The organism is Kitasatospora dryopteridis (genome assembly GCF_050749075.1).
In the GTDB taxonomy this organism is placed as follows: Bacteria; Actinomycetota; Actinomycetes; order Streptomycetales; family Streptomycetaceae; genus Kitasatospora.
The window spans coordinates 6,400,186-6,424,141 of sequence record NZ_CP192749.1; the positions used below are offsets into that span (position 1 = coordinate 6,400,186).

The window sequence follows — 23,956 nt, forward strand, 5'->3', positions numbered from 1 at the left end:
CGGGCCCGTGATCGGCGGGCCGGTCGGGACGTTCCGGCGAGGGCCTCGCACCTGGTGCACACTGTGAGGCCCCACAACCGCCCGACCCCCACCCTCCAGCACGAAGGAGTCAGCGGATGCGTGTCCGCGACCTGCTCGCCCCCGGCGCCCCGCGGCTGCGGCTGCTCACCGCCGAGGAAGAGCTCGACCGGCAGGTCAGCGGTGTGATGACCACCGACCTGCAGGACCCGGGCCGGTACCTGCACGGCGGCGAACTGGTGCTCACCGGCATGCTCTGGCGCACCGGCCCGGACGACTCCGAGCGCTTCGTCCGCACCCTCGCCACCGGCGGCGCCGTCGCGCTGGCCGCCGGCGAGGCCGAGGTCGGCCCGGTGCCCGACGACCTGGTGGAGGCCTGCCGCCGGCACCGGATGCCGCTGCTCGTGGTGCCCGACGACGTCGCCTTCGGCACGGTCGCCGAGTTCGTCGGCCGGCAGGTCTCCGCCGACCGGGCCGCCGACCTCGCCGCCCTGGTCGACCGCCACCGGCTGCTGGTCTCCGCCGCCGGCGGCGGCGGCCTCGACGCCGTCCTCGACCTGCTCGGCGGCGACCTCGACCTCGACTGCTGGGTGCTCACCCCCACCGGCCGGGTGGTCGCCGGGCCCGGCGACCGGCTCACCGCCGAGGACCGCGACCAGCTGGTCCGCGCCCACCTCGCCGCCCAGCGCCAGCGCCGCCGCCCGCCGCACCGCGCCCGCCTCGCCGCCGGCGCGTACTCGCTGCTGCCGGCCGCCGCCGACCCGGCCGACGAAGTGCCGCTCGCCGACTGGCTGCTCGTCGTCGCCGGCGACGTCACCGAGTGGACGGCCAAGCGCCAGCAGCTCGCCGAGAACCTCGCCCGGCTGGTCGCCGCCGAACGCACCCGCCGCGACGAGGGCCGCCGGCTGCGCCGCAGGATCGCCGACGAGGTGCTCGTCCTGCTCCAGCGGGACGCCGACCCGCTGGAGATCTCCCGCGCGCTGCAGGCCTCCACCACGATGGCCGCCAAGTACGAGGGCGGCCGCACCGAGTCGGCCGACTCCTGGCTGATCCTCTCCGCCGAGGGCACCGGCCTGCCCGAGGGCACCGTCCGTGCCGTCCTGGAGGAGGCGCTCACCGACGCCACCGACCGCGCCCTGGTGGCCAGCGCCGGCAGCGGTGCCGTCGTGGTGCTGCCCGCCCCCGCCGACACCGGGGTGCCCGCGGACGCGCTGCGCGAACTGCTCGCCCCGCTGGAGTCCGGTCTCGGCTCCGAGGGCCGGATCACCGTCGGCGTCTCCGCCCCCGCCAGCGAGGCCGACGGCCTGCGCGGCGCCCTGGAGGAGGCCCGGCACGCCCGCCGGATCGCCGCCGCCCGGGTCGGCCGGGTCTGCGTCGCCGGGCCGGAGGAGCTCGCCTCGCACGTGCTGCTGCTCGCCGCCGTGCCGGACGAGGTGCGCCGCGCCTTCCGCAGCCGGCTGCTCGACAAGGTCATCGCCTACGACCTGGAGCACCAGGCCGACCTGGTGCGCACCCTGGAGGCGTTCCTGCGCTCCGACGGCTCCTGGACGCGCTGCGCCGCGCAGCTGCACGTCCATGTGAACACCCTGCGGTACCGGATCGGCCGGATCGAGGAACTGACCGGCCGTGACCTGTCCCGGCTGGAGGACCGGGTGGACTTCTACCTGGCCCTGGAGCTGGCCTGACGCACCGTCGGTCGGGGACGGCGATGCCCGGCCGGAACGCCGAACGGGCCGCTCCTCCACTGGGAGGGGCGGCCCGTTCGCGGTCGGCCCGGCGTCAGTGCTTGGCCGGGATGATGCCCGTCAGCCAGGTGAACACCTGCGGCAGCAGCGGCTTCCACACGTCGACCGCGTGCGGGCCGGTGGTCTCCACCACGGTGACGCTGGTCGGCGACTTGGCCGCCTGCTGGAGGGCCAGCCCGCCCTCGTAGCCGTCGCCCTTGTTGCCGCTGACGAACAGTGAGGTCTTCGGCGGCTGGGCGGCGTGCTTGAGGATGTTCAGCGGGTTGGAGATCTCGCGCAGGTGCGCGTCCTTGGCGGTCAGCGAGTCCTTCTCGGTCGCGGGGTCGTTGTAGCCGGAGAGGCTGACGCCGGCGCGGTAGCGGTCGGGGTGCGAGAGGGCCAGCTTGGCGGCGCAGTGGCCGCCGGCCGAGTAGCCGGCCACCGCCCAGCGGTCGGGCGAGGAGTCGGCGCGGAAGTTGTCGAGCACCATCTTCGGCACGTCCCGCGAGAGCCAGGTGTCGGCGTTCACCTTGCCGGCCACGTCCGCGCAGCCGGTGTCGGTGCTGCGGCCGAGCAGCAGGGTGCGAGGGGAGACCAGGATGAAGGGCGCGACCTTGCCCTCCTTCATCAGCGGCTTGAGCTGCTCGGACACCTTCAGGGTGCCGTACCAGGTGCTGGAGGAGCCGGGGAAGCCCGGGATCAGCTCGACGACCGGGAAGGTCTTGTCCTTGTACGCGGGCTCGTCGTACTGCGGGGGCAGCCAGACCAGCACCTCGCCGTCGACGCCGGAGAGCCGGCCCTTGAGATCGGTGCGCTTGACGTCCTTCGGCACCATCGGGTCGTCGACGGCCTTGAACTGCTGCGTCACCTTGGGCTCGGACTTGGAGTCGTTGCCCGGGCCGCCGGGACCGCCGTCGGCCGGCACCTGCGGGACGGCGCGGACGTGGTTGCCGGTGCCGAGCAGGTCGTCCCAGCTGCCGTAGATCAGGTTGGCGTTGTTGACCATGACGAACACCATGAGCACGGCCGTGACCTGGCAGAGCAGGATCATGACCAGTCTGCTCAGCACCTGGACCGGTTGCGGGCCGCGGACCCTGCCCCAGAGCAGCAGCGCCGCCGCGATGGAGATCGGCACGAGCACGATCGTGACGACGAGGAAGGGGGTTCCGGTCAGTTGCATTCAGGTTCTCGTATCCGGGTCGCAGGCCGCACGGGTCCCGCTTGCCCGTACGCGTTCCGATGTGATCAGACAGATGGAAACCGCGAATCGGTTCCGCCCCAAACTGGACAGAACCTGAGAGGAACATCACGTTTCCATGTGAATCCCCCGCGCGGCGCAGCCCAGTTTGCCAGTCGTCTGTGCGAATCCCTCGAACGGGGCAGCACCTGCGGTCATTCGGATGAGGATTTCCCCGGAGTCGTCGCGGCCGCCGAGGCCGGGCGCGGCGGGCCCGCGGGGAGGGAGGAGGATGTCAGGGAGCCGGACCGCGCACCGGCCGTCCGACCCGAAGGAGCCCCCGCCCCCGTGACCAGCCCGCACAGTACCCAGCGGCCGGCCGTCCTGCCCACCCTGTTCGGCCTCGGGCCGCGCAGCGCCGACCGCCGGCGGCGGGCCCTGCCACCGGGCGTGCTGCGGCTCCCCACGGTCGGCGTGGACATCGGCGGCACCAAGGTGGTGGCGGGCGTGGTGGACGGCGAGGGCCGGGTGCTGGAGCGCGTCCGCACCGAGACCCCGCACAAGAGCAAGAGCCCCAAGGTGGTCGAGGACGTCATCGTCGACCTGGTGCTGCAGCTCGCCGACAAGCACGACGTGCACGCCGTCGGCGTCGGCGCCGCGGGCTGGGTGGACGCCGACCGCTCCAAGGTGCTGTTCGCCCCGCACCTCAACTGGCGCAACGAGCCGCTCCAGGAGGCGCTCAGCGAACGGCTGCGCTTCCCGGTGGTGGTGGAGAACGACGCCAACGCCGCGGCCTGGGCCGAGTGGCGGTTCGGCGCCGGCCGCGGCGAGGACCACATGGTGATGATCACCCTCGGCACCGGCATCGGCGGCGCGGTCGTCCGGGACGGCTTCGTCGACCGCGGCAAGTACGGCCTGGCGGGGGAGTTCGGCCACATGCAGGTGGTGCCCGGGGGCCACCGCTGCCCGTGCGGCAACCGCGGCTGCTGGGAGCAGTACTCCTCCGGCAACGCCCTCGTCCGCGAGGCACGGGAGCTGGTCGCCGAGGAGTCGCCCGTCGTCCAGCCGCTGCTGGCCCGGGCCGGCGGCGCCGCCGACGGCATCACGGGACCGCTGGTCACCGAGGCCGCCCGGGAGGGCGACGCCGTCGCGGTGGAACTCCTCTACGAGGTCGGCCACTGGCTGGGGGTGGGAATCGCCAACCTGGCCGCCGCCCTGGACCCGGGCCGCTTCGTCGTCGGCGGCGGCGTCTCCGAGGCCGGCGACCTGCTGCTCGGCCCCGCCCAGGAGGCCTTCAAGAGGACCCTCACCGGCCGCGGCTTCCGCCCCGAGGCCGGCATCGTGCACGCCGCCCTCGGCAACGAGGCCGGCCTGGTCGGCGCCGCCGACCTGGCCCGCCAGGTGGCCCGCCGCTTCCGCACCGTCAAGCGGCGGAAGAGGTTCTCCTAGGCACTCGGGAGGTGCCCCCACGCGCCCCCGTGGGCTGCCCAGTGCGCTGGGTTTTCTACTTCAGCGGCACCGAGAGCCAGGACGGGTCCTCCGTCGTCGATCCGAAGGTGAGGGTGGCGAGGGCCGGGTTGTGGGTGATGTAGAGCGGGTCGACGCCGTCCACGACCAGGGCGAGGCGGTGGCCGGCCGGGACGTCGTAGGCGGTGGCCTGCATCCGGACGTCGGCGGTGAACCGCTGCCCGGGGGTGCGGCCGAGGAAGGTGTACGGGGCGTGGGCGACGAGCCGGCCCGTGCCGAGTGCGTCCACGTCGTAGAGGTAGGCGACCAGGCTGCCCCGATCCGCCGACGGCGTCACCCCGAGGTGCAGCCGCACGGACCCGCGGACCCGCTGCGCGGAGCCGTACGCCTCGGACTCCCAGACGGCGGCGACCGGCCGGGGGAGCAGCGGCACCGGGACGGTGGGCGGGATCTTGAGGAACTGTTCGGCCAGGTTGGTCAGGAAGACCACCCCGCCGTCGGCGCCGGAGTCCAGGGCGGTGGAGATCGGCGTGGTCCAGCCGGTGCGGGCGGTGCCGCCGGAGAGCGAGCCGGTGCCCAGCCAGTCGCGGCCGCCGAGGTGCAGTGTCCGGGTGGAGCCGGTGACGGCCTGCCAGCTGGGGTAGTCCTCGTAGCCGTCCTGGAGTTGGGGTCTGATGTGCACGGGCGGGCGCCGGTCGATGCCGTTGTCGACACCCTTGAGGTGGTGGTCCAGCCAGGCCCGGGTGTCGGTCCACACGTCGTTGGGCAGGCCGGCCAGGCCGGTGGCCTCGGCGGTGGCGTGGTCGCCGGGCCGCAGTTCGAGCCGCTTGGGGCCGCTCAGCCGCTCGTAGAAGTCGGTGAGCTGGTTGGGCGGGAAGATCGAGTCGCCCCAGGCGTTGGCGAGCATCACGGCGGTGCCGTTGGCGTTGAGCCGGTCCACGTAGGTGGCGGCGGAGCGTTTCGCCGCCCAGGCGCGGATGGCCGGTTCGTTCTCCCAGTCGCTGCCGAAGTAGCGGGTGAGGGCCGTCTTCAGTTCGTCGCCCGGACGGCCCGTCAGGTAGCCGGCGACGGCGAGCAGTCCGGCGGACTGCAGGTGCTGGGTCTCGTCGCTGAAGAGCGAGTCGGCGAGGTCGGCCCAGCCGCTGAGTGCGGCGACCGTGCTGATCCGGGGGTCGAAGGCGGCGCCGAGCAGGCTGATGCCGGCGCCGTAGGAGATGCCGGCCATGCCGATCCGCTCCGGGTCGGCGGGAACGGAGGTCTGATGCTGCCTCAGGAGGCGCACGTATGAGGACGCTGGCCCGACTTGTTCCGCCGATCGCACTCGCCACCACCCTCGTCCTGGGCGCCGTCGCGCCCGCCGGGGCGGCGCCCGCGGAGGCCTTACCGAAGACCCCGGAAGCCGCCGGCTGGGGCGGCGCCGTCGCCAGCGTCGACGCGGACGCCACCGCGGCCGGCATCGAGGTGCTCCGCCGCGGCGGCAACGCCGTCGACGCGGCCGTCGCCACCGCCGCCGCCCTCGGCGTCACCGAGCCGTACTCGGCCGGCATCGGCGGCGGCGGCTACTTCGTCCACTACGACGCCCGCACCGGCAGGGTCTCCACCCTCGACGGCCGCGAGACCGCCTCCCGCACGGCGGACACCGGCCTCTTCCTCGACGCCGAGGGCAAGCCGCTGCCGTTCGCCGACGCCGTCACCAGCGGCCTGTCCGTGGGTGTCCCCGGCACCGCCGCCACCTGGGAGAAGGCACTGCGGCTGTGGGGCACCCGTCCGCTCGCCGAGGTGCTGCGCCCGGCCGAGCGGATCGCCGACCACGGTTTCAGCGTCGACCAGACCTTCCGCGACCAGACCGCCGCCAACCAGGCCCGCTTCCAGGACTTCCCGGCCACCCGGGAGCTGTTCCTGCCCGGCGGCGCACTGCCCGAGGTCGGCTCGAAGCTCCGCAACCCCGACCTCGCCGCCACCTACCGGCAGCTCGGCCGGGACGGCACCGCCGCGCTCTACCGCGGGCCGATCGGCGCCGACATCGTGAACACCCTGCAGCACCCGCCGGTCGACCCGGCCTCCGGCCGAACCGCCCGCCCCGGCAAGGTCGACCGCGCCGACCTCGCCGCCTACCGGGTGCTGGAGCAGAAGCCCACCCGGGTGTCCTACCGCGGCAACGAGGTCTACTCGATCGCCCCCTCGTCCAGCGGCGGCACCACCGTCGGCGAGGCGCTCGGCATCCTCTCCCACTCCGACATGGGCCGCCTGGACGCCACCCAGTACTACCACCGCTTCCTGGAGGCCTCCCGGATCTCCTTCGCCGACCGCAACCGCTGGGTCGGCGACCCCGCCGCGCAGCCCGTCCCCACCGACCGGCTGCTCTCGCCCGCCTTCGCCGCCGCCCGCGCCTGCCTGCTCGACCCGGCCCGCGCCCTGACCAGCCCGCTCGCCCCCGGCGACCCCTACCACCCGGCCGCCTGCGGCAGCAGCGGCCCCGCCGTCACCGAGGCGTACGAGGGCCCCAGCACCACCCACCTCACGGTCGCCGACCGCTGGGGCAGCGTCGTCTCCTACACCCTGACCATCGAGCAGACCGGCGGCAGCGGGATCACCGTGCCCGGCCGCGGCTTCCTGCTCAACAACGAGCTGACCGACTTCTCCTTCACCCCGGTCGTCCCGGGCGTGCCCGACCCCAACCTGCCGGGGCCCGGCAAGCGGCCGCGCTCCTCGATGTCCCCGACGATCGTGCTGCGCGACGGCCGGCCGCTGCTGGCCGCCGGCTCGCCCGGCGGGGCGACCATCATCACCACCGTGCTCCAGGTGCTGCTCGGCCGGCTCGACCGCGGGCTGACCCTGGAGCAGGCGATCGCCGCACCGCGGGCCAGCCAGCGCAACGCCGCGACCACCGCGGCCGAGTCCGGCTTCCTGGCGCTGCCCGAGCGGCCCGGCCTGGAGGCGCTCGGCCAGGTGTTCGCCCCCTCCCCGGAGATCGGCGCCGCCACCGGCGTGGAGCGGTTGCCCGACGGCCGCTGGCGGGCGGCCGCCGAACCGGCGCGCCGCGGCGGCGGCTCGGCGGCCGTGGTGCGGCCCGCCCGCTGACCGTCCGCCGCGGCGCGGGCTCCATCGCGCTGCTCTCGGCGACCGAGCTGACCTTCACCGAGCAGGTGACCGAGAAGCCCGCGTCCTGGGGCATCGACGGCAAGTGCCCCAACGGCGACACGTTCAGCGGCAGCGTCGGGGTGCTGGCACCGCTGACCAAGCCCAGCCAGCACGCGAGCACCGCCCCCGAGCCGCACGGCAGCATCGCCACCGGCGCCGGCGGCTCCGTGACCGGCACCGGCGCCCGTGAGCTGGCCACCGGCGGTGCGCTGGTCGCGGCCGGACTCGGCGGCTTCTGGCTGCTGCGGCGCCGCGCACCGCAGTCCTGATGCGGCTCGGCCCGCCCGGCGCCCCGCCCGATCAGGCCGGGGCGCCGAGTCGTGCCCCGGCCGCCCCGTCCCCGCGCTCGGGCTGCGAGGACCCGGAAGCCGGTGCGGTCCGGGCCTCCTCCGCCCGCAGCGCACCCCGCGCCAGCAGGTACTGCGCCGCGACGTAGGTCGCCATCACCAGCACGTTGTGGCCGGGCAGCAGCTTCCAGCCGGCCAGCCGGGCCGCGATGAGGCTGTCCGACAGCAGGAACAGTCCGCCGCCGATGCCGGTCGCGAGCCCCAGACCCGCCGAGGAGACCGCGGTCGAGGCCAGCAGCAGGCTGTACGCCGCCACCGGGATCTGCAACGAGCCGAGGTCCGGCCACAGCTGGGTGATCATCACCGCCCAGGCCGTCGCATAGGCCGCCGCCACCAGCAGGGTGCGCCGCCGGTCCGAGAACGCCCCCTGCCCGGCGAACATGGTCACGTAGGCGACGTGCGCGGCCGCGAAGGAGCCCATCCCGGCCAGGAAGGCGGTGTCCCCGCCGACCTGCAGCAGCACGTCGCCCGCGGTGCTCGCCAGCAGGGCCGGCGCCAGCAGCTTCGGAGCGCGCTCCGCGGAGGCCAGGCTGTGCGCGGCCAGCAGCGGCATCAGCGCCGGCTTGGTGGCGTGCTGCAGCCCGGTCGCCCCGGTGGCGATCGCCCCCAGGTGGGCCGCCGAGGTGGCGGCGAAGGCGGTGACGAGGCCGCGCGCGGCGCGCAGTCGTGCGGTGACGGTCATGCGGGGGTGCCCTCCGGGCTTTCGGTGCGGGCGGGCTGCCAGCCCGGCCCCTTGGTGAGGTGGCGGAGCCGGTCGCCCCAGCTGTGCGCGGCCGCCACGTCGCGGGCGATCGCCGCGTACTCGTGGGTGGCCACCCGCAGCGGGTTGTGGCTCTCCAGGTTCTTGGTCAGACCGTAGACCGGCCGGACGGTCTCCGGTGTGAACGAGCCGAACAGCCGGTCGAAGACGATCAGGATGCCACCGAAGTTCCGGTCCAGGTAACCGCCCTGCGATGCGTGGTGCACCCGGTGGTGGGACGGCGTGTTGAACAGGAACTCGACCGGCCGCGGCAGCCGGTCGATCCGCTCGGTGTGGATCCAGAACTGGTAGACCAGGTTGACGGACGAGCAGAAGGCCAGCGCCGCCGGGTGCACGCCCAGCGCCACCATCGGCAGGTAGAACACCCAGGAGGTGGCGCCCGTCCACGGCTGCCGCAGCGCGGTGGAGAGGTTGTAGCGGCGGCTGGAGTGGTGCACCACGTGGCAGGCCCACAGGATGCGGACCACGTGATGGCCGCGGTGCGACCAGTAGTAGCAGAAGTCCTGCGCCAGCAGCATCAGCGGCACCGTCCACCACAGCAGCGGCACCCGCAGCGGCGTCAGCTCGTACAGCGCCGAGTAGACGGCCACGACCGGGATCTTCCACGCGGCGTCGAACAGCAGGCTGCCGAGGCCCATCGACAGGCTCGTCGCGGTGTCCTTCGCGGAGTAGCCCTGTTCGTCCTCGTCCGGGTGGAACCGGTACGAGAGCACCTCCAGGGCGGTGAGCAGCACGAAGGCGGGGATCGACCACCGCACGACATCGGGCAGGTTCGGCATGCGAGGACGATAGGGGACGCCGCACGTGTGCGGAAGAGGTGAGGTTACCCGTCCGTAGCAGTCGGTGCCCGGCCGACCGGCGGAGGCTTCCCCTCCCCGCCCGGCCACCGTCTAGGCTGGGACGCGACATGGAGCAGCACGAGTACGCGGCCGGCGCCCGGGAGGCGGCCGGCGGCGCGGCGGACGGGCGCTTGGGCGGGGCGGGGCAGCTCACGGCCCACGCGCGCACCGGCGCGTACCCGCGGGCCGAGCTGCTGGCCAGGCGCTTCGCCGACGCGGACGAGGCGGCCGCGCACGAGCTGTTCACCGCCGTCTTCGGCCTCTACCCCGCCCGGCACCTCGGCGGCCGCCCCGCCGAGCCGCACGGCGCGCCGAGCGCCCCCGCCAGCTGGTGGCACGGGCCCACCGTGCACCGCGCCCCCGCCGCCGGCCGCACCCGGGGGCTGCGCCGGGCCCGGCAGGACGGCGCGGGCGGCCGCGTCCCGCCGCAGGCCGCCCCGGGACGCCACCGCCGGCCCGAGCGCAGCCGCAGCACCGGCCAGGCCGCGGTCGTCGGCGAGCGCCGCACCGCGGCCCGACTGCTGCTCGCCCACCCCCTGGTCACCGCGCACGGCCCGCACGGCGCCGGCTTCCCGCTGATCCACCGTCACGCCGACTGGCTGGCGGAACGGTTCGGCGAACTCCTCGGCTACCCGCTCACCGTCGGCCCCGCCCACGCCCGCCTGCACAAGGCGCCGCTGGCCGGCCGCACCCTGCCCGGCTTCCGCCCCGACGGGTACGCCGCCCTGGTGCTCGCCCTCGGCGCAGCCGCCGACGGCCGGATACCGGAGCTGGAACGTCCCGAGGTGCTGCGGCTGCTGACGGAGTGGCAGGTCGTCACCAGCGACCCGGACGGCGGCCTCGCCCTCGACCGCGACCTCGCCCGCACCCTGCTCGCCGAACCCGCGCCGGCCGCCGCCGGTCCGGCCGCGGGCCCCGCGCCGGCCGTCCGCCGGCTGCTCGCCGAGAACCCGGTCGTCCTCGTCGACGAACTCGCCGCCCCCGAACGCACCTGGCTGCTCGACCGGCTGCCCGCCGAGGCCGAACTCTTCGCCGACTTCCTCGGGCTGGAGGCGGAGATCCGCAGCGAGGGCATGGCGCTGCTCGACCCGGCCGACGAACTCTCCGACCTCGCCGACGCCGGCGGCGGCCCGATCGCCCCGACCGCCCTGCTGCTCGCCGAGCGCCTGGTGGAGGAGCTCCGGCCGCTGCCCGAGGAGGCCGCCCCGCCCGCCGTCCTCGTCCCGGACGCACTGATAGACGGCGCCCTCGGCGACATCACCGACGACTACGGGCTGCCGGACCGGCCCGAGTGCGACTACCTCGCGGACCGCACGGCGCTGCGCCGCGACGTCCTCGACCTGCTCCACCGCATGCAGCTGATCGCCCCGGCCGGCCGCAACTGGGTGCTCCGCGCCCCTGCCGCCCGCTACGCCCCGCAGCTCGAACTGCATCCCACCCCGGGCACCGGCCGCCACTCCCGCCCGTAGCACGCGGGGAGGGGCATCGCCCTTGAGCGGTCCTCCGTCATCCGACGGCGCGGACGCGTTCGGCGACCTCGCGGAACTCCTGGACGGTGGCGTCGTACTCCACCCGCTGCCCGTCGGCCAGGACATGGTCGGGTGCGTCGACGATCGAGTCGTAGTAGACGGTCAGCTCGGGGCCGCCGTCGTCGGGCGTGATGTAGCCGTAGCCGTGGCCGCGGAAGTACGTCCTGACAGTGCCGGTGGCCATGGGACCACCCCTTCGCTCCAGGGGCTTGTGCCGATGACGGCAGTATCGGCCGCCGGAGGTCCCGGCACCACTCGGTCGGCTCAGCGGGCCGCCTGCGCGGCCTCGGCGCGCTGCTGGTGCCGGACGGTCTCCGCGGTGGCGGCCACGCCGAGGACCCCGAGGGCCAGCGAGGCGGCGACGGCGGCGCAGGCCAGCCGGCGGCGGTGGCGCCGGGGGAGCAGGAAGCGCGGCTGCGGTACGGGAGTGGTGGATGGTGCGAGCATGTCGAGGAGCCTTCCAGGTCGGTGTGAAAGGACGGCCACGAGCGGATGAAGTCCGGGCGGGCGCCCGGCGTCGAGTCCGTCGTCGCAGGTCAGTGCCGGTGCCCGGACGGCGTGCCGTCACCCGGTCGGCCGTACTACCGTGGGAGTCGTGTCATCCGGGAGTCCGTCCCCGTACGGCGGTGGCATCGTCAAACCGCTGCCGCGGGAGTGGTTCGTGCCGCACGGCGGCAGTGCCGAGATGCGCTGGGACACCCTGGCCGACACCGGGCTGTACACCCCGAACGAGCGGTTCTTCGTCCGCAACCACACCGCCACCCCGCTGATCGACCCGCGCACCTGGCGGCTGCGGGTGCACGGCAGTGCGCTGCGCGGCGGCGGTGCCGAGTTCTCGGCGGCCGACCTGCGTGCCCTGCCCGCCCGCACCGTGGACGCCGTCCTCGAGTGCGCCGGGAACGGCCGCCGCTTCTGGGCCGAGCAGCAGGGCACGCCGGCCCCGGGCACCCCGTGGGGGCTCGGCGGTGTCGGCATGGCGTCCTGGCGCGGCGTCCCGCTCGCGGACCTGCTGCGGGCCGCGGGCCTCGGCCCGGACGCCGTGGACGTGCTGCCGAGCGGCCTCGACCCGGAGTACACGGTGGGCGGCCGGAACCTGGGGCACGTCCGCCGACCGCTGCCCATCGCCAAGGCCTTGGACGCCGACGTGCTGGTGGCGTACGAGATGAACGGGGAGCCGCTGCCGCCGGACCACGGTGCGCCGGCCCGGCTGGTGGTGCCGGGCTGGGTGGGGGTCGCCTCGATCAAGTGGCTGGGGGACGTCGAGGTCGCCGACCGGCCGCTGGGCTCGCCGTGGAACACCGAGTACTACCGGCTGTTCGGCCCGGCCCAGCCGGAGGGCGGCGGGCCGGCGCTCACCGGACAGGTCGTCAAGAGCGCCTTCGAGCTGGCCCGCGGCGCGGTGCTGGCGGCGGGCCGCAGCCACCGGCTGTGCGGCCGCTCCTGGTCGGGCACGGGCCCCGTCCGGGAGGTCGAGGTGAGCACCGACGGCGGCCTCGTCTGGCGCCCGGCCGAACTGCTCGACCCGCCGGCCGGCCACGGCTGGACGCGGTGGTGCCTGGACTGGCATCCCCCGGCGCCCGGCCGGTACGGGCTGCGGGCCCGCGCCACCGACGGGCGGGGTGCCGTCCAGCCGGCGGAGGCGGAGTTCAACCGGGAGGGCTACCTCTTCGGCGCGGTGGTGGTGCATCCGGTGACGGTGGTCTGAGGCGATCGGCCGGGTCAGGAGATCGCGATCCGGTCCAGGTGGGGGCCGCCGGCGGCGGTGGCGGCGGTGACCCGGACGGTGTTGGCGCCGGTCCTCAGGGTGATCGGCACGGAGACGGTGGCCCAGCTGCCCCAGCCGCCGGTGGGCCGGAAGGACCGCGCGGCCACCACCCGCGTGCCGTTCACCGCGATGTCCATCGGGCGGTCGGCGGTGCCGCCGTTGGCGTACCGCAGGGCGAGGGTGGCGCTCGCCGGGGCGGCCGCCTCGACCTCCCATTCGGCCTGTCCGCCGGCGCCCTCCTCGAGGACGGCGTAGGCCGCGCCGCTGTATCCCGGGTGCTCGGTGTCGGTGCGGCCGCGGTGCAGCCGCGCCTCCTCGGCCCGGAAGACCCCGGACGCGCCGGAGACCAGCTGGTAGCCGCGCATGTTCCGGATCAGCAGGTGGCAGTCGCGCAGCGAGCCGGAGGTGTCCCCGAGCGAGCGGTAGATGCCCCACTTGGGGCGGACCCGGTCGGCGAGGAAGGTGTCCACGCCCTCGCGGGAGGCGTCGACCACGGTGCTGCCGCCGCTGCGGAGGATCCAGCGGACCATGCCCTTCTTCCCGTCGCCGATCCTGATCCGGAAGTCGACGTCCACCCACCGGTCGTGCAGCGGCTCCAGTGCGGTGCGGCCGACCAGGACGTCCGACTCCGGGAGCCTGAGCTCGACGGTCTGTGTGCCGCCGACCCGCCGCAGCGACTGGACGACGATCGGCGAGGTGCCGTTGCCGGGCTGCTTCATCTGCATGATGTGGGTGAAGCTCGTGGTCGCCTGCAGCGAGGCCGGGATGTACACGGAGTAGGTGGTGCGCCAGGTCTCGCCGGGCTTCCACAGCAGGTGGGCACTGCCGGCGGGGGTGCGCATGCCGGTCACCTCGTGGCGCTGCCGGTCGGTGTCGGAGTCCCGGTCGACGGTGTGCATGGTCCAGCGGTAGGCGTCGCCGTCGGTGGTGATGTGCGGCCGGGCGGAGGGGTGCGAGCCGGCCCGGTCGTCCTCGACGGTCTCGAAGGCGCGCAGGCCGTCGTGGGCCGCGGACGGGGACCAGCGCAGCTGCCAGGCGGCGACGGCCGGGGCGGCGGCGGTGTCGCCGCGGGCGACCATCTGGAGTCCGGCGGAGGCTGCGCCGCCGAGGGCGGCACCGAGCAGCAGGCGGCGGGAGGTCGTGCTCATGACAGGACTCCTCGTGGTCGGGGGCAGGCCGAGGGGTGTTCCTGGGTCGGAGTCCGTCCAGAGTCGGCGCCTGCCGGGCCGCGGTCAAGGAACGTCAGGAAGGCTTACGCCCGATTTAAGGCCGACCGGCAGTAGGGCCCGCGGCGTCGCGTGCCGACAGCTCTCTCCCTCCTTGCCCGCCGTCGGGCAGGAGGGGCCCATCTCGACCCGCGCTCCCTGCTGCCGGTCGGCCCAAGAGCCGCCGTCAGGCCGCCGGATCGGCCGCCTCGTACGGGGTGAGCACCAGGCGCACCACGTCCTCCAGGCGGCGCCGAGCGTCGTCCAGTGTGGTGCGGCCGGTCACCCAGGCCGTCAGTTCGCCCTGCCAGGCGTGCCCGACGATGTGCCGCACCACGTCGCCGGCCGAGGGTGGCACCTCCACCATCACGGCGAGCAGGGCGGCGCCGTCGGCCCGGGCCATCGCCTGCAGCGCCTCGCTGGCGAACGGGTCCGTGGAAGCCGCCACCGACACCCTCAGCCGGGCCAGCTCGGGCTGCCGCTGGTAGGCACGCATGCCGTGCCGGACGAAGCGCACCATGCGGTCGCTGGCGGACAGCCCGGCGCGGCGCCCGCGCCCCTCGGACACCAGATCGGTCAGCAGCGAACGGTGCCACTCGGCGATCGCCGCGGCCAGCAGGTGGTCCTTGGACGAGAAGTAGCGGTAGGTCGTCCCGAGGGCGACCCCGGAGCGCTCGGACACCTGGCGCATCTGCAGCCGCTCGACACCGATCTCGGTCACCAGGGAGAGGGCGGCCGCGATCAGGTTCCTGCGCCGTTCGAGCTGACGGGGCGACATCGCCTCCACCGGACGTGGTGACAGGTCAACCTTGGTCACCTTCACCATCATACGGCCCGGGGTGTCGTACGGGTATGACGCGATCGGTCACGGACGGGTCGCGCGCCGCTCGCGCAGCAGTGTCTCCTGCACCGCGGAGGCCACCAGCTGGCCGTCCCGGTTGTAGAACTCGCCGAGCGCCAGCCCCCGGCCGTCCGAGGCGGACGGGCTGCGCTGCGCGAACAGCAGCCACTCGTCGGCCCGGAACGGCCGGTGGAACCACATCGCGTGGTCCAGCGAGGCCAGCAGGGTGCGCCGCGGCTCCTTGCGGCCGAAGCGGTGCGGCTCCAGGTGCAGGGCGGTGGTGGACGCCAGCGTCAGGTCGGAGAGGTAGGTGAGGGCGCAGACCTGCAGCAGCGGGTCGTCCTCGGGCAGCGGCGTTCCGGTTCGCAGCCATACGAACTGCTGCGGGACGCCCGGCAGTTCCGGCGGCATCCCGGGTGCGTCGGCGGGCAGGAAGCGCATTTCCAGCGCGCGGAAGCCGGTCGACTTGGCGAAGTCCTCCGGGTTCGCCTGCTCCCAGGCCACGAACGGGTCCGGCAGCTCCTCGGGGCCCGGCACCGGCGGCATCGTCCGCTGGCGCTCCCCGGACTCCTCCGGGCGCTTGAACGAGGCCGACATGGTGAAGATCGCCTCGCCGCGCTGAACCGCCGTCACCCGCCGGGTCGCGTAAGAGGAGCCGTCGCGGACCCGGTCGACCTGGTAGACGATCGGCCGCTGCGGATCGCCCGGCCGCAGGAAGTACCCGTGCAGCGAGTGCACGGCGCGGTCCGCCCCGATCGTCCGGCCGGCGGCGGTGAGCGCCTGCGCGGCGACCTGCCCGCCGAACGCGCGCATCGGCGCACCGGCATGGCACCGGCCGCGGAACAGGTTCTCGTCCAGCTCCTCGATGCACAGCAGATCGACGAACGGGGGCACGGAGTCGTCGGCCGGCATCCCCTGCTCCATGGCGTCTGTCACCGCTCCATAGTGGCAGATCGCCCCCGGGGGAGGGTGTGACCTGGGTTACCCGTGGTGCTGCCGGGAACAAGAACACGTTCCAGATCGGACGCCCTGTCAGTGCCCGCCCCTAGCGTCCTCGCCATGACCCAAGCCGTGCAGACGTACGCCTACCTGCGCTCCTCGGCCGTGCAGGAGAGCACCGCCGGGCGCAGCCTCGCCCTGGAGACCTCCGGCGGCGCCGGCCCGCTCGGGACCGCCGCCAACCCGCGCTTCTTCAGCGGCTTCCTGACCTCCCCGGGCGCCGCCGCGGCCGCCCTGCTCGCGGTGGCCGACGTCGCCGCCGCCCGCTACTACCAGCCCCTGCTGCGCGCCTCCCTCGACCCGGTGGTCACCGCCGGCGGCGACCGGCTGCGCTTCGAGTCCTTCTCCGGCTGCTGCGGCGTGCACGCCCGCCTCGACGTCCTCGCCGACGGCCTCGACGGCGACGACGTCGGGTACGGCACCACCAACGTCGACGTGAACAACCCGCTCCGCGAGGGCCTGAGCCGGATCGGCACCGGCGAGCCGCTGCACATGGCCGTCGGCCCGGACGCCCTGGAGGTCACCACCCTCGACGGGCCCGTGGTGGAGAAGAAGGTGCCGCTGCCGGACCGCTGGCTGCGGGGCTTCGCCGAGACCCAGGTGCTCGCCGCCGGCTTCGACCTGCGCGCCGAGCTGCCCGCCGCCGAGGCCGTCCGCTTCCTGCGCTCGCTGCCCCGCTCCGGCGGCCGCGGCTCCACTGTCGGCTGGGTCGTCCCGGCCGGCCGCGCGCTGCGCCCCACCAGCCGCCCGGTGCCCGGTGCGGTCTGCCTGCCCGGCCCCGAGCGGCTGGTCGCCCTGCAGCGGGTGCTGCGGCACGCCCTGGCCCTGCGGGTGTACGGACCGGCCCGTGCGGACGGCCCCGCCGCCTCCGCCTGGGAGGTCGTGCTGCCCGGGATGCGGCTCACCCTGACGCTGTCCCCGGACGCCTCGCGCGGCTTCTCCGGGGAGGGCGGGGTGCTCACCGCGCTGGCCGCCGAGGGCTCCGCCGAGGACGCCGAGCTGATCGCCACCCTGCTCGCCTGGGAGCCGCGGATCGACCCGGCCGAGCTCGCCGAGCAGTCCGGCCTGCCCGTCGCGCGGGTGCGCGCCGCACTCACCCGGCTCGGCACCGCCGGCCAGATCGGCTACGACTTCGCGGACGCCGCCTACTTCCACCGCCGGCTGCCGTACGAGGCCGGGCGCGCCGAGGTGCACAACCCGCGGCTGCGGGCCGCCCGGGCCATGGCCGCCGCCGGCGCCGTCCGGCTGGAGGGCGCCACGGCCGTCGTCACCGTGGACGACCACGTGCAGCGGGTGCGTACCGGCGCGGACGGGCAGCTCGGCTGCACCTGCCTGTGGTGGGCCAAGTACCGCGGCGGGCGCGGACCGTGCAAGCACGTGCTCGCGGTCGGCCTGGTCCGCGCGGAGCAGGCGGAGGGCGTCCGATGAGCCTCGCCGACCTCGTCCGCAAGGGCGACACCGCCGGTGTCGCGGCCGCCCTCGCCGAACTGACCCCCGAGCAGCGCCGGGCCGAGGTGCCCGCGCTGCGCGAGCGCCGCAAGGAGATGCGGGACAGCTGGTCCAGTTCGCCCGACCGGTGGACGGCCCTGCTGGTGGCCGGCGCCGGCTGCCTGACCGCACCCACCGCGGCCGCCGAGTGGATCGGCAGCCGGGCCTTCGAGGACCGCGCCGGCTGGCGCAACCCGCTGCTGGTCGAGGTGATCGACCGCCAGCCGCTGGAGTGGCGGCAGGTCGTCACCGAACGGCTGGCCGAGCGGCGGGCACCGGGCTGGGGCTGGTCGGAGCACTTCCCGCTGCTGGAGTACCTGGTCCGCTCCACCGGCTGCCCGGTGCCGACCACCGACTCCTTCACCACCCAGTGGGTGCGCGAGCGCTCCCGCCCGGAGCCCCGGCACGCCGCCTTCGGCACCCTGCCGCCCGGCCGCAACCTGTTCGCCCGGCTGGCCGCGGACCCGTTCACCCCGGTGCTCGCCCCGCGGGTCTTCGAGGTGCCCGACCTCGCGTCCGAGCTGGAGGGCCCCTGGTCCGCCCGCGACGACTCCGAGCGCTGGCCGGGCGTGCTGGCCCGGCTGGCCGCCGAGGGCGTCCTGGACCGGGCCGACCTGATCGACCGCTGCCTCGCCCGGCTGCTGCGCGGCGGCGGCCGGCCGAACGACAACCGCGTCCACCTGAGCATCCTCGGCGCCCTGGCGCCCACCGAGGACGAGTACGCCGGGCACGCCCGCACCCTGCTCGGCATGCTGGACGGCCCCTCCACCACCGCGGCCCTGGCCCAGCAGGTGCTGGCCGCGCTGGACGCCGCCGGCCGGGTCGATGCCGAACTGCTCGGCGAGGCCTGCCTGACCGTGCTGTTCCGCCCGGAGAAGAAGCTCGTCCGCGCCCAGCTCGGCTGGCTCGACCGGGCCGCCCGCACCGCCCCCGACCGGGCCGGGCCGGTCGTGCTCGCCGCCGCCGGCGCCTTCGGCCACCCCGACCGCACCCTGCAGGAGCAGGCGCTCAAGGTGGTCGCCAAGCACCTGCGGAAGGCCGGCCCCGCCGTCCTTCCGGAGCTGCGCGACGCCGCCGAGCAGCTGGACCCGGCCCACCACGCCCGCGCCGCCGAGCTGTTCGGCACCGAGGTGCGGGCCGAGGAGTACGCCGAGCTGCTGCCGCCGGTGCCGCAGCCCCGGCCGGTGCCGCCGCCGATCGCCACCCCCGCCGAACTCGCCGAGGAGCTCGGCGCGGTGCTCGCCGGCGACAGCGGGCTCGTCCCCTGGGAGCGCGCGCTGGACGGGCTCGTCCGGCACGCCCGGGCGGACCGCCCGGCGCTGGCCGAGGCCCTGGAGCCGGTGCTCCGGGTGCACGGCGGGCACAGCCTCCGCCTGGTCGCCGAGGCCGCCACCGGCCGGATGGCCGCCGGTCAGGCCGACGAGATCTCCAGCGGCCGCCAGGGGTACTTCCGGTACGCCTGGTCCACCGGCTTCGACGTCCAGCTCGCCGCCCGGCTGGAGGAGGCCGTGCGGCAGCTGGCCGTCCGCCCGGTGCCGTACCTGCTGGCCGCCCCGACCCTCTCCACCGGCGTGATCGACGCCGCCGTCCTGGTCGAGCGGATCGCCGGGTACGCGGCGGCCGGCGTCGACCCCGGCCCGGTCGACCTCGGCCAGGCCCTGCTGCGGGTCACGCCCACCGCCGACCCGGCGGTGCTCGCCGCGGCCGCGGAGATCGACACCCCGGCCGGCCACCGGCTCACCGCCTGGCTGCGCGGCGGCGGCCTGCCGCACCAGCGGTCCACCGTGCTGCCGCCGTCCAGCGGGCGTGCGCCGAACGGCCGCCGGCGCTCCACCACCCGCCGCCTGGTCCACCAGCCGGGCGCGGGCACCACCGGGCTGCCCGCCGACGCCGACCGGCTGGTCGACTCGACGGACCGCCAGCTGGCGCGGGGTTACGTCTGGTGGAACCCGCCGGCCTCCGAGCAGTGGGCCGCGATCCTGCCCCACCACCGGGAGGAGACGGCCGCCCGGATGCTGGAGCGCTTCGCCGCCTGCGCCGACGCCGACGAGCGCGGCGGCGCGCAACTGCTCCCCGTGCTGGCCGAGGCGGGCGGCCCGGCCGGCCCCGCGGTGCACCTCGCGGTCGCCTACGGTCTGGGCGCCCGGCACTCGGAGGACCGCACCGCGGCCGTCGACGCCCTGCTGGTGCTCGCGGCCCGGGGCGACCTGGACGGCGCCCTGCTCGGCCGGGAGGCGGCCGAACTGGTGGTGCTGGGTGCGGTGAAGCCCAACCGCCTCGCCGAGGCGTTGCGTTCGGCCGCCGACACCGGCGCCTTCGGCACCGTCTGGGCGGTGCTGGCCGCGGCGCTGCCCGTCCTGCTGGCGGGGGAACCGGGCCGCGGCACCGGCGACCTGCTGGCGGTCGCCGCGGACTGCGCCCGGCGGACGGCCGCCCGAGGCCCGATCGCCGAGGTCACCGCACTCGCCGCGCGTGGCGGCGGCTCCCGCGCGGTGCGCGAGGCCGCGGCCCTCCGCGACGTGCTGGCGGGCTGACCGGAGGGGTGGGGCGAGTTTGAGAATGATTGTTCTTGACTGACCGTTCTTCAACTCGCTACGGTTCGGCGCATGGGAAGACCACGCGCCTTCGACGAGGACGAGGCCGTCGAGGCCGCTGCCCGGCTGTTCGCCGTGCACGGCTTCGAGGGCACCTCGGTCGACGACCTGGTGGGCGCGCTCGGCGTCCACCGGGGCAGCCTGTACAAGGTGTTCGGCAGCAAGCGCGGCCTCTACCTGGCCGCCCTCCGCCGCCACCTGGACCGGGACGTCCTCCCGGTCGCGGCGGCCGTCGCCGCCGCGGGCTCGCTGCCCACCGCCCTGGCGCAGGCCGCCGCCGCGTACGACGCGGGGCCGGCCGCCGGGCTGCTGCTGCTCGCCGCAGCCGAACGGGCCGCGGCCGACCCGGACGCCGCCGCCCTGGTCGAGGAGGGTGTTGCCGCCCTCGAGACCGCGGTCGCCGCGGTCCTCGGCCCCGGTGACACCGCGCCCGCTCTCGCCGAGGCACTGGCGGCCACCGTGCTCGGCCTGCGGCTGCGCGGACGCGCCGCCGGCGGCCGCCCGGCGGCCGCCGCCGTCCTCGCACTGGCCGACCGCCTCACCCCCTGACCGGGCCGGCCCACCCGCCGCCCTCCACCACCACCCGAGGAGCTATCAGATGGCACGCCTGTCCGTCGTGGACGACACCCTGGTCGTCGAGGTCGAGGGCCTCGACAAACTGTGGGCCCTGCGCAGCCGACTGGAGATACCGCTGGCCAACGTCCGCGGCGCCACCGCCGACCCCGGCATCGTCCACGAGTCCAAGGGCATCCGGATGGGCGGCACCCACCTGCCGGGCGTGATCACCGCCGGCACCTTCCGCTCCCAGGGCGAATGGATCTTCTGGGACGTCCACAACCCCGCCGGAGCCGTCGTGGTGGAGCTCGCCGACGAGCGGTACAGCCGCCTGGTCGTCGAGGTCGCCGACCCGCGCGCGGCCGTCGCCCTGGTCGAGGACGCCATGCGCGCCCACGCCGCCGGGGCCGGCCCCGTCTGACCGGTGCGGACGGCTCTGCCCAAGCCCTAGGGTGAGCTGGTCCGACCGGTCCACCTCCGCGGAGCCTCCGTGCTGCACCTGCGCCTGATCGTCCCCGTCGACCTGCGGGACACCGTCCTGAAGAGCCTCGACGACTGCGTGGGCGCCACCCACGTGATCGTCCTGCCCGACTCCGCCGTCCGCCCCGCGGGCGACGTGGTGCTCTGCGACATCGCCCGCGAGTCCGCCGACGAACTCCTCGGCGAGCTCCGCGAACTGGGCCTGGCCGAGCGCGGCGCGATCAACGTCGAGGAGGTCGCGCTGACGATCTCCGCCGCCGCGGACAAGGCCGAGGAGGAGGCGCCGGGCGAGGGCGCCGACGCCCTGGTCTGGGAGGCGGTCTCCGAGATCACCCACGAGGAGTCCACCCTCACCGCCGTCTACCTGGCCTTCCTCACCGTCGCGACGATGCTCGCCGCCTGCGGAGCCGTGCTCGACAGCGCGATCCTGGTCGTCGGCGCCATGGCCGTCGGCCCGGAGTTCGGACCGCTCGCCGGGCTGTGCGTCGCCCTCGTCCAGCGGCGGGGCCGGCCGGCCCTGCGCTCGCTCACCGCCCTGGTGGCCGGCTTCGCGTTCGCCATGCTGCTCACCGTTGGCTTCTGCCTGCTGATGGATCAGCTGGGGTTGTTCACCAAGGCCATGTTCGAGGCCGACCGGCCGAACACCTCGTTCATCTGGAAGCCCGATGCCACCTCCTTCGTGGTGGCCCTGCTGGCCGGCGTCGCCGGACTCCTCTCGCTCACCTCGGCGAAGGCCGGGGCACTGGTCGGTGTCGCCATCTCGGTGACCACCGTCCCGGCCGCGGCCAACGCCGCCGCCGCGATCGCCTACGGTGACTTCGCCCAGGGCAGGGGTTCGGCGGTGCAGTTGCTGTTGAACATGTTCGGCATCGTCGTGGCAGGCGTCGCCACCCTGCTGGTGCAGAACGTCGTCTGGAAGGCCGTCCGGTCCCACCGCCGGGTCCGCGACGTCACACCGTGATGCCGTCGTCCTCCGCGGTCGCCGCCGTGCTGCGGGTCGGCCGCCGGGAGGCGGCGGGGGCGGGCGAAGCCAGCCCGTCCGGCACGGTCAGGCCGTCGGCCCCGGGCACCGCGGCGACCGCACGCCACCACAGGGCCGGAGCCGGCGGATCGGCAGGCTCGAACGGCGCACCGGGACGGGGCACCGCGAACCGCACGCCGAGCGCCTGCGCCGCCGCGACCGTCCGCTCCGCGGGCTCCTCCCACGGGTGCGGCGCCAGGTTGAAGGTGCACCAGTGGATCGGCAGCAGCAGCCCGCCGCCCACGTCCTGGTGCGCCTGCACGCCCTCCTCCGGCGTCATGTGGACCTCGGGCCAGAAGTCGCTGTACGCCCCGATCTGCACCATCGTCGCGTCGAACGGGCCGAGCCGGGCGCCGATCTCGGTGAAGCCCGGGAAGTAGCCGGTGTCCCCGCTGTGGAACACCCGGTGCTCCGGGCCGGCCACCGCCCAGGAGGCCCACAGCGCGTACGGATGGGTGCGCGGGCCGCGGCTGCAGTAGTGCCGGGCGGGCGCGGCGGTCAGCGCGAGCCCGGCGACCTCGGCCGACTCCCACCAGTCGAGCTCCACGATCCGCCGCGGCGGCACACCCCAGTGCTCCAGGTGCGCACCGACGCCGAGCGGCACGGCGAACACCGTGTCGGTGGCGGCCAGTGCCTTGACGGTCGGCATGTCGAGGTGGTCGTAGTGGTCGTGCGAGACCACCACCACGTCCACCGGGCCGAGTTCGGCCAGGTCGACCGGCATCGGGTGGAGCCGCTTGGGGCCCGTCCAGGAGAACGGCGAGCAGCGCTCGCCCCACACCGGGTCGAACAGCACCCGGCGGCCGTCGATCTCGGCGAGCACCGTCGCGTGGCAGAGCCAGGTCAGCCGCAGGCCGGACGCCGGCGGCTCGGCCAGGTCGAGCGGGCGCAGCCGGTGCAGCGGCACCGGCGCGGCCGGCACCCGGCGCGTCCGGTCGCCGGCCAGCTGGGCCCGGCTCACCGACAGCGGCGAGTACCCGGCGGCCAGTCGGCGGGTGGGAACGGGGTTGCGGAAGGCGCCGTCCCGGAACTGCGGCGAGCGCCTGATGCGCTCCAGCCGCTCTCCGCGGGGATCGGCGCCGAAGGCGTCCGTGCGGATCAGGTGCCACGTCCGGCGCGGCAGCCGGCCGATGCCGCCGGTGTCGGTGAACGGGGTGCCGAACTGGGCGGCGAGGGCGGCTGCACGGGCGATCCAGGGGACGGAGCTGGGCACGGCACCTCCACGGTCGGGACATCCGTACGGCGGTGACCGCCCGACGCCCGCGGTCGCGAATGCCGGCCGGCCGGAGGCGTACGGTGGTGGCGCTGTGGCTCCGCTGCCGTACGACGACCGTCGCAACCGGACACTACCCCTCCTGGCCCGTACGGGCCCGGCCGAAACATGATCGGGCGCGCCGTTCGGCGGACGCCCCGGCCCGGCCCCGGACACGCGCGGACGGGCCCCTGCAACAGCGGGCCCGTCCGGGTGCGGAGGATCGGTCGGCGGTCAGGCCGCGTAGAACCGGGTGATCGTCTCGGCGACGCAGTGCGGCTTGGGGCTCGCCTCGCTGGTGATCGTGAAGCGCACCAGCGCCTGCACCCCGCCCGGCACCTCGTCGGCCGACAGCAGCTCGGCGGTGGCCCGCACCGCGGTGCCGACCGGGACCGGCGCGGGGAAGCGCACCTTCTCCGAGCCGTAGTTCAGCGCCATCCGGACGCCCTCGACGCCGTAGCACTCCTTCGCCAGCACCGGGATCAGTGACAGCGTCAGGTAGCCGTGCGCGATCGTGCCGCCGAACGGGCTCTCCTTCGCCCGCGCCGGGTCCACGTGGATCCACTGGTGGTCCCCGGTGGCCTCGGCGAACAGGTTCACCTGCTCCTGGCCGATGGTGTGCCACTCACTGGTACCGAGCTCGGTGCCGACCGCGGCCTTCAGGTCGGTCAGGGAGGCGAACGTCGTCACAATGCGCTCCAGGTGGGGTCGGGGGCTCCGGTCCCCACGGCTGCGCCCGGAGGGACAGTCGGAG

The 23,956-nt window shown here is 75.3% G+C and carries 22 protein-coding genes and 1 pseudogene; 11 read left to right on the forward strand and 12 right to left on the reverse strand.

The features are described 5' to 3' along the window. Nucleotides 1-116: 116 nt before the first annotated feature. Nucleotides 117-1,703, forward strand: a complete 1,587-nt coding sequence (locus ACQ614_RS28845) for a PucR family transcriptional regulator (protein WP_431681742.1) — start codon at nt 117-119, stop codon at nt 1,701-1,703. Nucleotides 1,704-1,797: 94 nt separating this feature from the next. On the opposite strand, the gene ACQ614_RS28850 is transcribed toward ACQ614_RS28845, so the two are convergent. Continuing rightward, nucleotides 1,798-2,922 (reverse strand): alpha/beta hydrolase, encoded by a 1,125-nt coding sequence (locus tag ACQ614_RS28850; protein ID WP_431681744.1) that lies wholly within the window; start codon nt 2,920-2,922, stop codon nt 1,798-1,800. Nucleotides 2,923-3,267: 345 nt separating this feature from the next. On the opposite strand from ACQ614_RS28850, the gene ACQ614_RS28855 reads away from it, so the two are divergent. Further along, complete coding sequence (locus ACQ614_RS28855; RefSeq protein ID WP_431681746.1) at nt 3,268-4,368, forward strand: ROK family glucokinase; 1,101 nt, start codon at nt 3,268-3,270, stop codon at nt 4,366-4,368. A gap of 55 nt (nt 4,369-4,423) precedes the next feature. On the opposite strand, the gene ACQ614_RS28860 is transcribed toward ACQ614_RS28855, so the two are convergent. Continuing rightward, nucleotides 4,424-5,668 carry a CocE/NonD family hydrolase gene (locus ACQ614_RS28860; RefSeq protein ID WP_431681747.1) on the reverse strand — a complete coding sequence of 415 codons (1,245 nt, stop codon included), beginning with the start codon at nt 5,666-5,668 and terminating at the stop codon, nt 4,424-4,426. A gap of 2 nt (nt 5,669-5,670) precedes the next feature. Between ACQ614_RS28860 and ggt the strand changes: the two genes are divergently transcribed. Continuing rightward, nucleotides 5,671-7,467: a gamma-glutamyltransferase gene (gene ggt, locus ACQ614_RS28865; protein ID WP_431681748.1), complete on the forward strand. Its 1,797-nt coding sequence runs from the start codon at nt 5,671-5,673 to the stop codon at nt 7,465-7,467. Nucleotides 7,468-7,532: 65 nt separating this feature from the next. Further along, nucleotides 7,533-7,796, forward strand: a complete 264-nt coding sequence (locus ACQ614_RS28870; protein WP_431681749.1) for a hypothetical protein — start codon at nt 7,533-7,535, stop codon at nt 7,794-7,796. A 31-nt stretch (nt 7,797-7,827) separates the two neighbouring features. On the opposite strand, the gene ACQ614_RS28875 is transcribed toward ACQ614_RS28870, so the two are convergent. Then, on the reverse strand, nt 7,828-8,556 hold the full coding sequence (locus tag ACQ614_RS28875) for a lysoplasmalogenase (RefSeq protein WP_431681750.1): 729 nt from the start codon (nt 8,554-8,556) through the stop codon (nt 7,828-7,830). After that, nucleotides 8,553-9,413 carry a sterol desaturase family protein gene (locus tag ACQ614_RS28880; protein ID WP_431681751.1) on the reverse strand — a complete coding sequence of 287 codons (861 nt, stop codon included), beginning with the start codon at nt 9,411-9,413 and terminating at the stop codon, nt 8,553-8,555. Before ACQ614_RS28880 ends, ACQ614_RS28875 begins: the two co-directional genes overlap by 4 nt. A gap of 128 nt (nt 9,414-9,541) precedes the next feature. Between ACQ614_RS28880 and ACQ614_RS28885 the strand changes: the two genes are divergently transcribed. Continuing rightward, nucleotides 9,542-10,942, forward strand: coding sequence for a DUF2398 family protein (locus tag ACQ614_RS28885; protein ID WP_431681752.1), 1,401 nt, complete (start codon nt 9,542-9,544; stop codon nt 10,940-10,942). A 37-nt stretch (nt 10,943-10,979) separates the two neighbouring features. Here the strand turns inward: ACQ614_RS28885 and ACQ614_RS28890 are convergent, their stop codons facing one another. Next, nucleotides 10,980-11,186: a cold-shock protein gene (locus tag ACQ614_RS28890; RefSeq protein WP_431681754.1), complete on the reverse strand. Its 207-nt coding sequence runs from the start codon at nt 11,184-11,186 to the stop codon at nt 10,980-10,982. A gap of 80 nt (nt 11,187-11,266) precedes the next feature. Beyond that, nucleotides 11,267-11,449, reverse strand: a complete 183-nt coding sequence (locus ACQ614_RS28895) for a hypothetical protein (protein ID WP_363488974.1) — start codon at nt 11,447-11,449, stop codon at nt 11,267-11,269. A gap of 139 nt (nt 11,450-11,588) precedes the next feature. On the opposite strand from ACQ614_RS28895, the gene ACQ614_RS28900 reads away from it, so the two are divergent. Beyond that, nucleotides 11,589-12,707, forward strand: a complete 1,119-nt coding sequence (locus ACQ614_RS28900; protein WP_431681755.1) for a sulfite oxidase — start codon at nt 11,589-11,591, stop codon at nt 12,705-12,707. Between the two features lie 14 nt (nt 12,708-12,721). Here ACQ614_RS28900 and ACQ614_RS28905 read toward each other — a convergent pair whose 3' ends face one another. The 4 genes and pseudogenes from ACQ614_RS28905 to ACQ614_RS28920 form a co-directional block, all read right to left on the reverse strand. Then, on the reverse strand, nt 12,722-13,132 hold the full coding sequence (locus tag ACQ614_RS28905; protein WP_431684051.1) for a carbohydrate-binding protein: 411 nt from the start codon (nt 13,130-13,132) through the stop codon (nt 12,722-12,724). Then, nucleotides 13,112-13,915, reverse strand: a pseudogene (locus tag ACQ614_RS28910) (Tat pathway signal sequence domain protein); the annotation flags it as partial. The gene ACQ614_RS28905 and the pseudogene ACQ614_RS28910, both read right to left, overlap by 21 nt. Before the next feature lie 244 nt (nt 13,916-14,159). After that, complete coding sequence (locus tag ACQ614_RS28915) at nt 14,160-14,789, reverse strand: TetR family transcriptional regulator (RefSeq protein ID WP_431681757.1); 630 nt, start codon at nt 14,787-14,789, stop codon at nt 14,160-14,162. A 48-nt stretch (nt 14,790-14,837) separates the two neighbouring features. Further along, nucleotides 14,838-15,737, reverse strand: coding sequence for an acyl-CoA thioesterase (locus ACQ614_RS28920; RefSeq protein ID WP_431684052.1), 900 nt, complete (start codon nt 15,735-15,737; stop codon nt 14,838-14,840). Between the two features lie 135 nt (nt 15,738-15,872). Between ACQ614_RS28920 and ACQ614_RS28925 the strand changes: the two genes are divergently transcribed. From ACQ614_RS28925 to ACQ614_RS28945, 5 genes are all read left to right on the forward strand, one after another. After that, nucleotides 15,873-17,240: an SWIM zinc finger family protein gene (locus tag ACQ614_RS28925; protein WP_431681758.1), complete on the forward strand. Its 1,368-nt coding sequence runs from the start codon at nt 15,873-15,875 to the stop codon at nt 17,238-17,240. Further along, a complete protein-coding gene (locus tag ACQ614_RS28930) occupies nt 17,237-19,834 on the forward strand; it encodes a DUF6493 family protein (RefSeq protein WP_431681759.1) in 2,598 nt (865 codons plus the stop codon). The genes ACQ614_RS28925 and ACQ614_RS28930 overlap by 4 nt, the downstream gene beginning before the upstream one ends. 72 nt (nt 19,835-19,906) lie before the next feature. Then, entirely contained in the window at nt 19,907-20,443 is a 537-nt protein-coding gene (locus ACQ614_RS28935; protein WP_431681760.1) for a TetR/AcrR family transcriptional regulator, read from the forward strand. 49 nt (nt 20,444-20,492) lie between these two features. Beyond that, nucleotides 20,493-20,870, forward strand: coding sequence for a hypothetical protein (locus tag ACQ614_RS28940; RefSeq protein WP_431681761.1), 378 nt, complete (start codon nt 20,493-20,495; stop codon nt 20,868-20,870). A 69-nt stretch (nt 20,871-20,939) separates the two neighbouring features. After that, a complete protein-coding gene (locus ACQ614_RS28945; RefSeq protein ID WP_431681763.1) occupies nt 20,940-21,890 on the forward strand; it encodes a DUF389 domain-containing protein in 951 nt (316 codons plus the stop codon). Here the strand turns inward: ACQ614_RS28945 and ACQ614_RS28950 are convergent. Then, on the reverse strand, nt 21,880-23,082 hold the full coding sequence (locus ACQ614_RS28950; RefSeq protein WP_431684053.1) for an MBL fold metallo-hydrolase: 1,203 nt from the start codon (nt 23,080-23,082) through the stop codon (nt 21,880-21,882). The two genes, ACQ614_RS28945 and ACQ614_RS28950, sit on opposite strands and share 11 nt — an antisense overlap. Before the next feature lie 354 nt (nt 23,083-23,436). Next, nucleotides 23,437-23,895 carry a MaoC family dehydratase gene (locus tag ACQ614_RS28955; protein ID WP_363489176.1) on the reverse strand — a complete coding sequence of 153 codons (459 nt, stop codon included), beginning with the start codon at nt 23,893-23,895 and terminating at the stop codon, nt 23,437-23,439. Nucleotides 23,896-23,956: the final 61 nt, after the last annotated feature.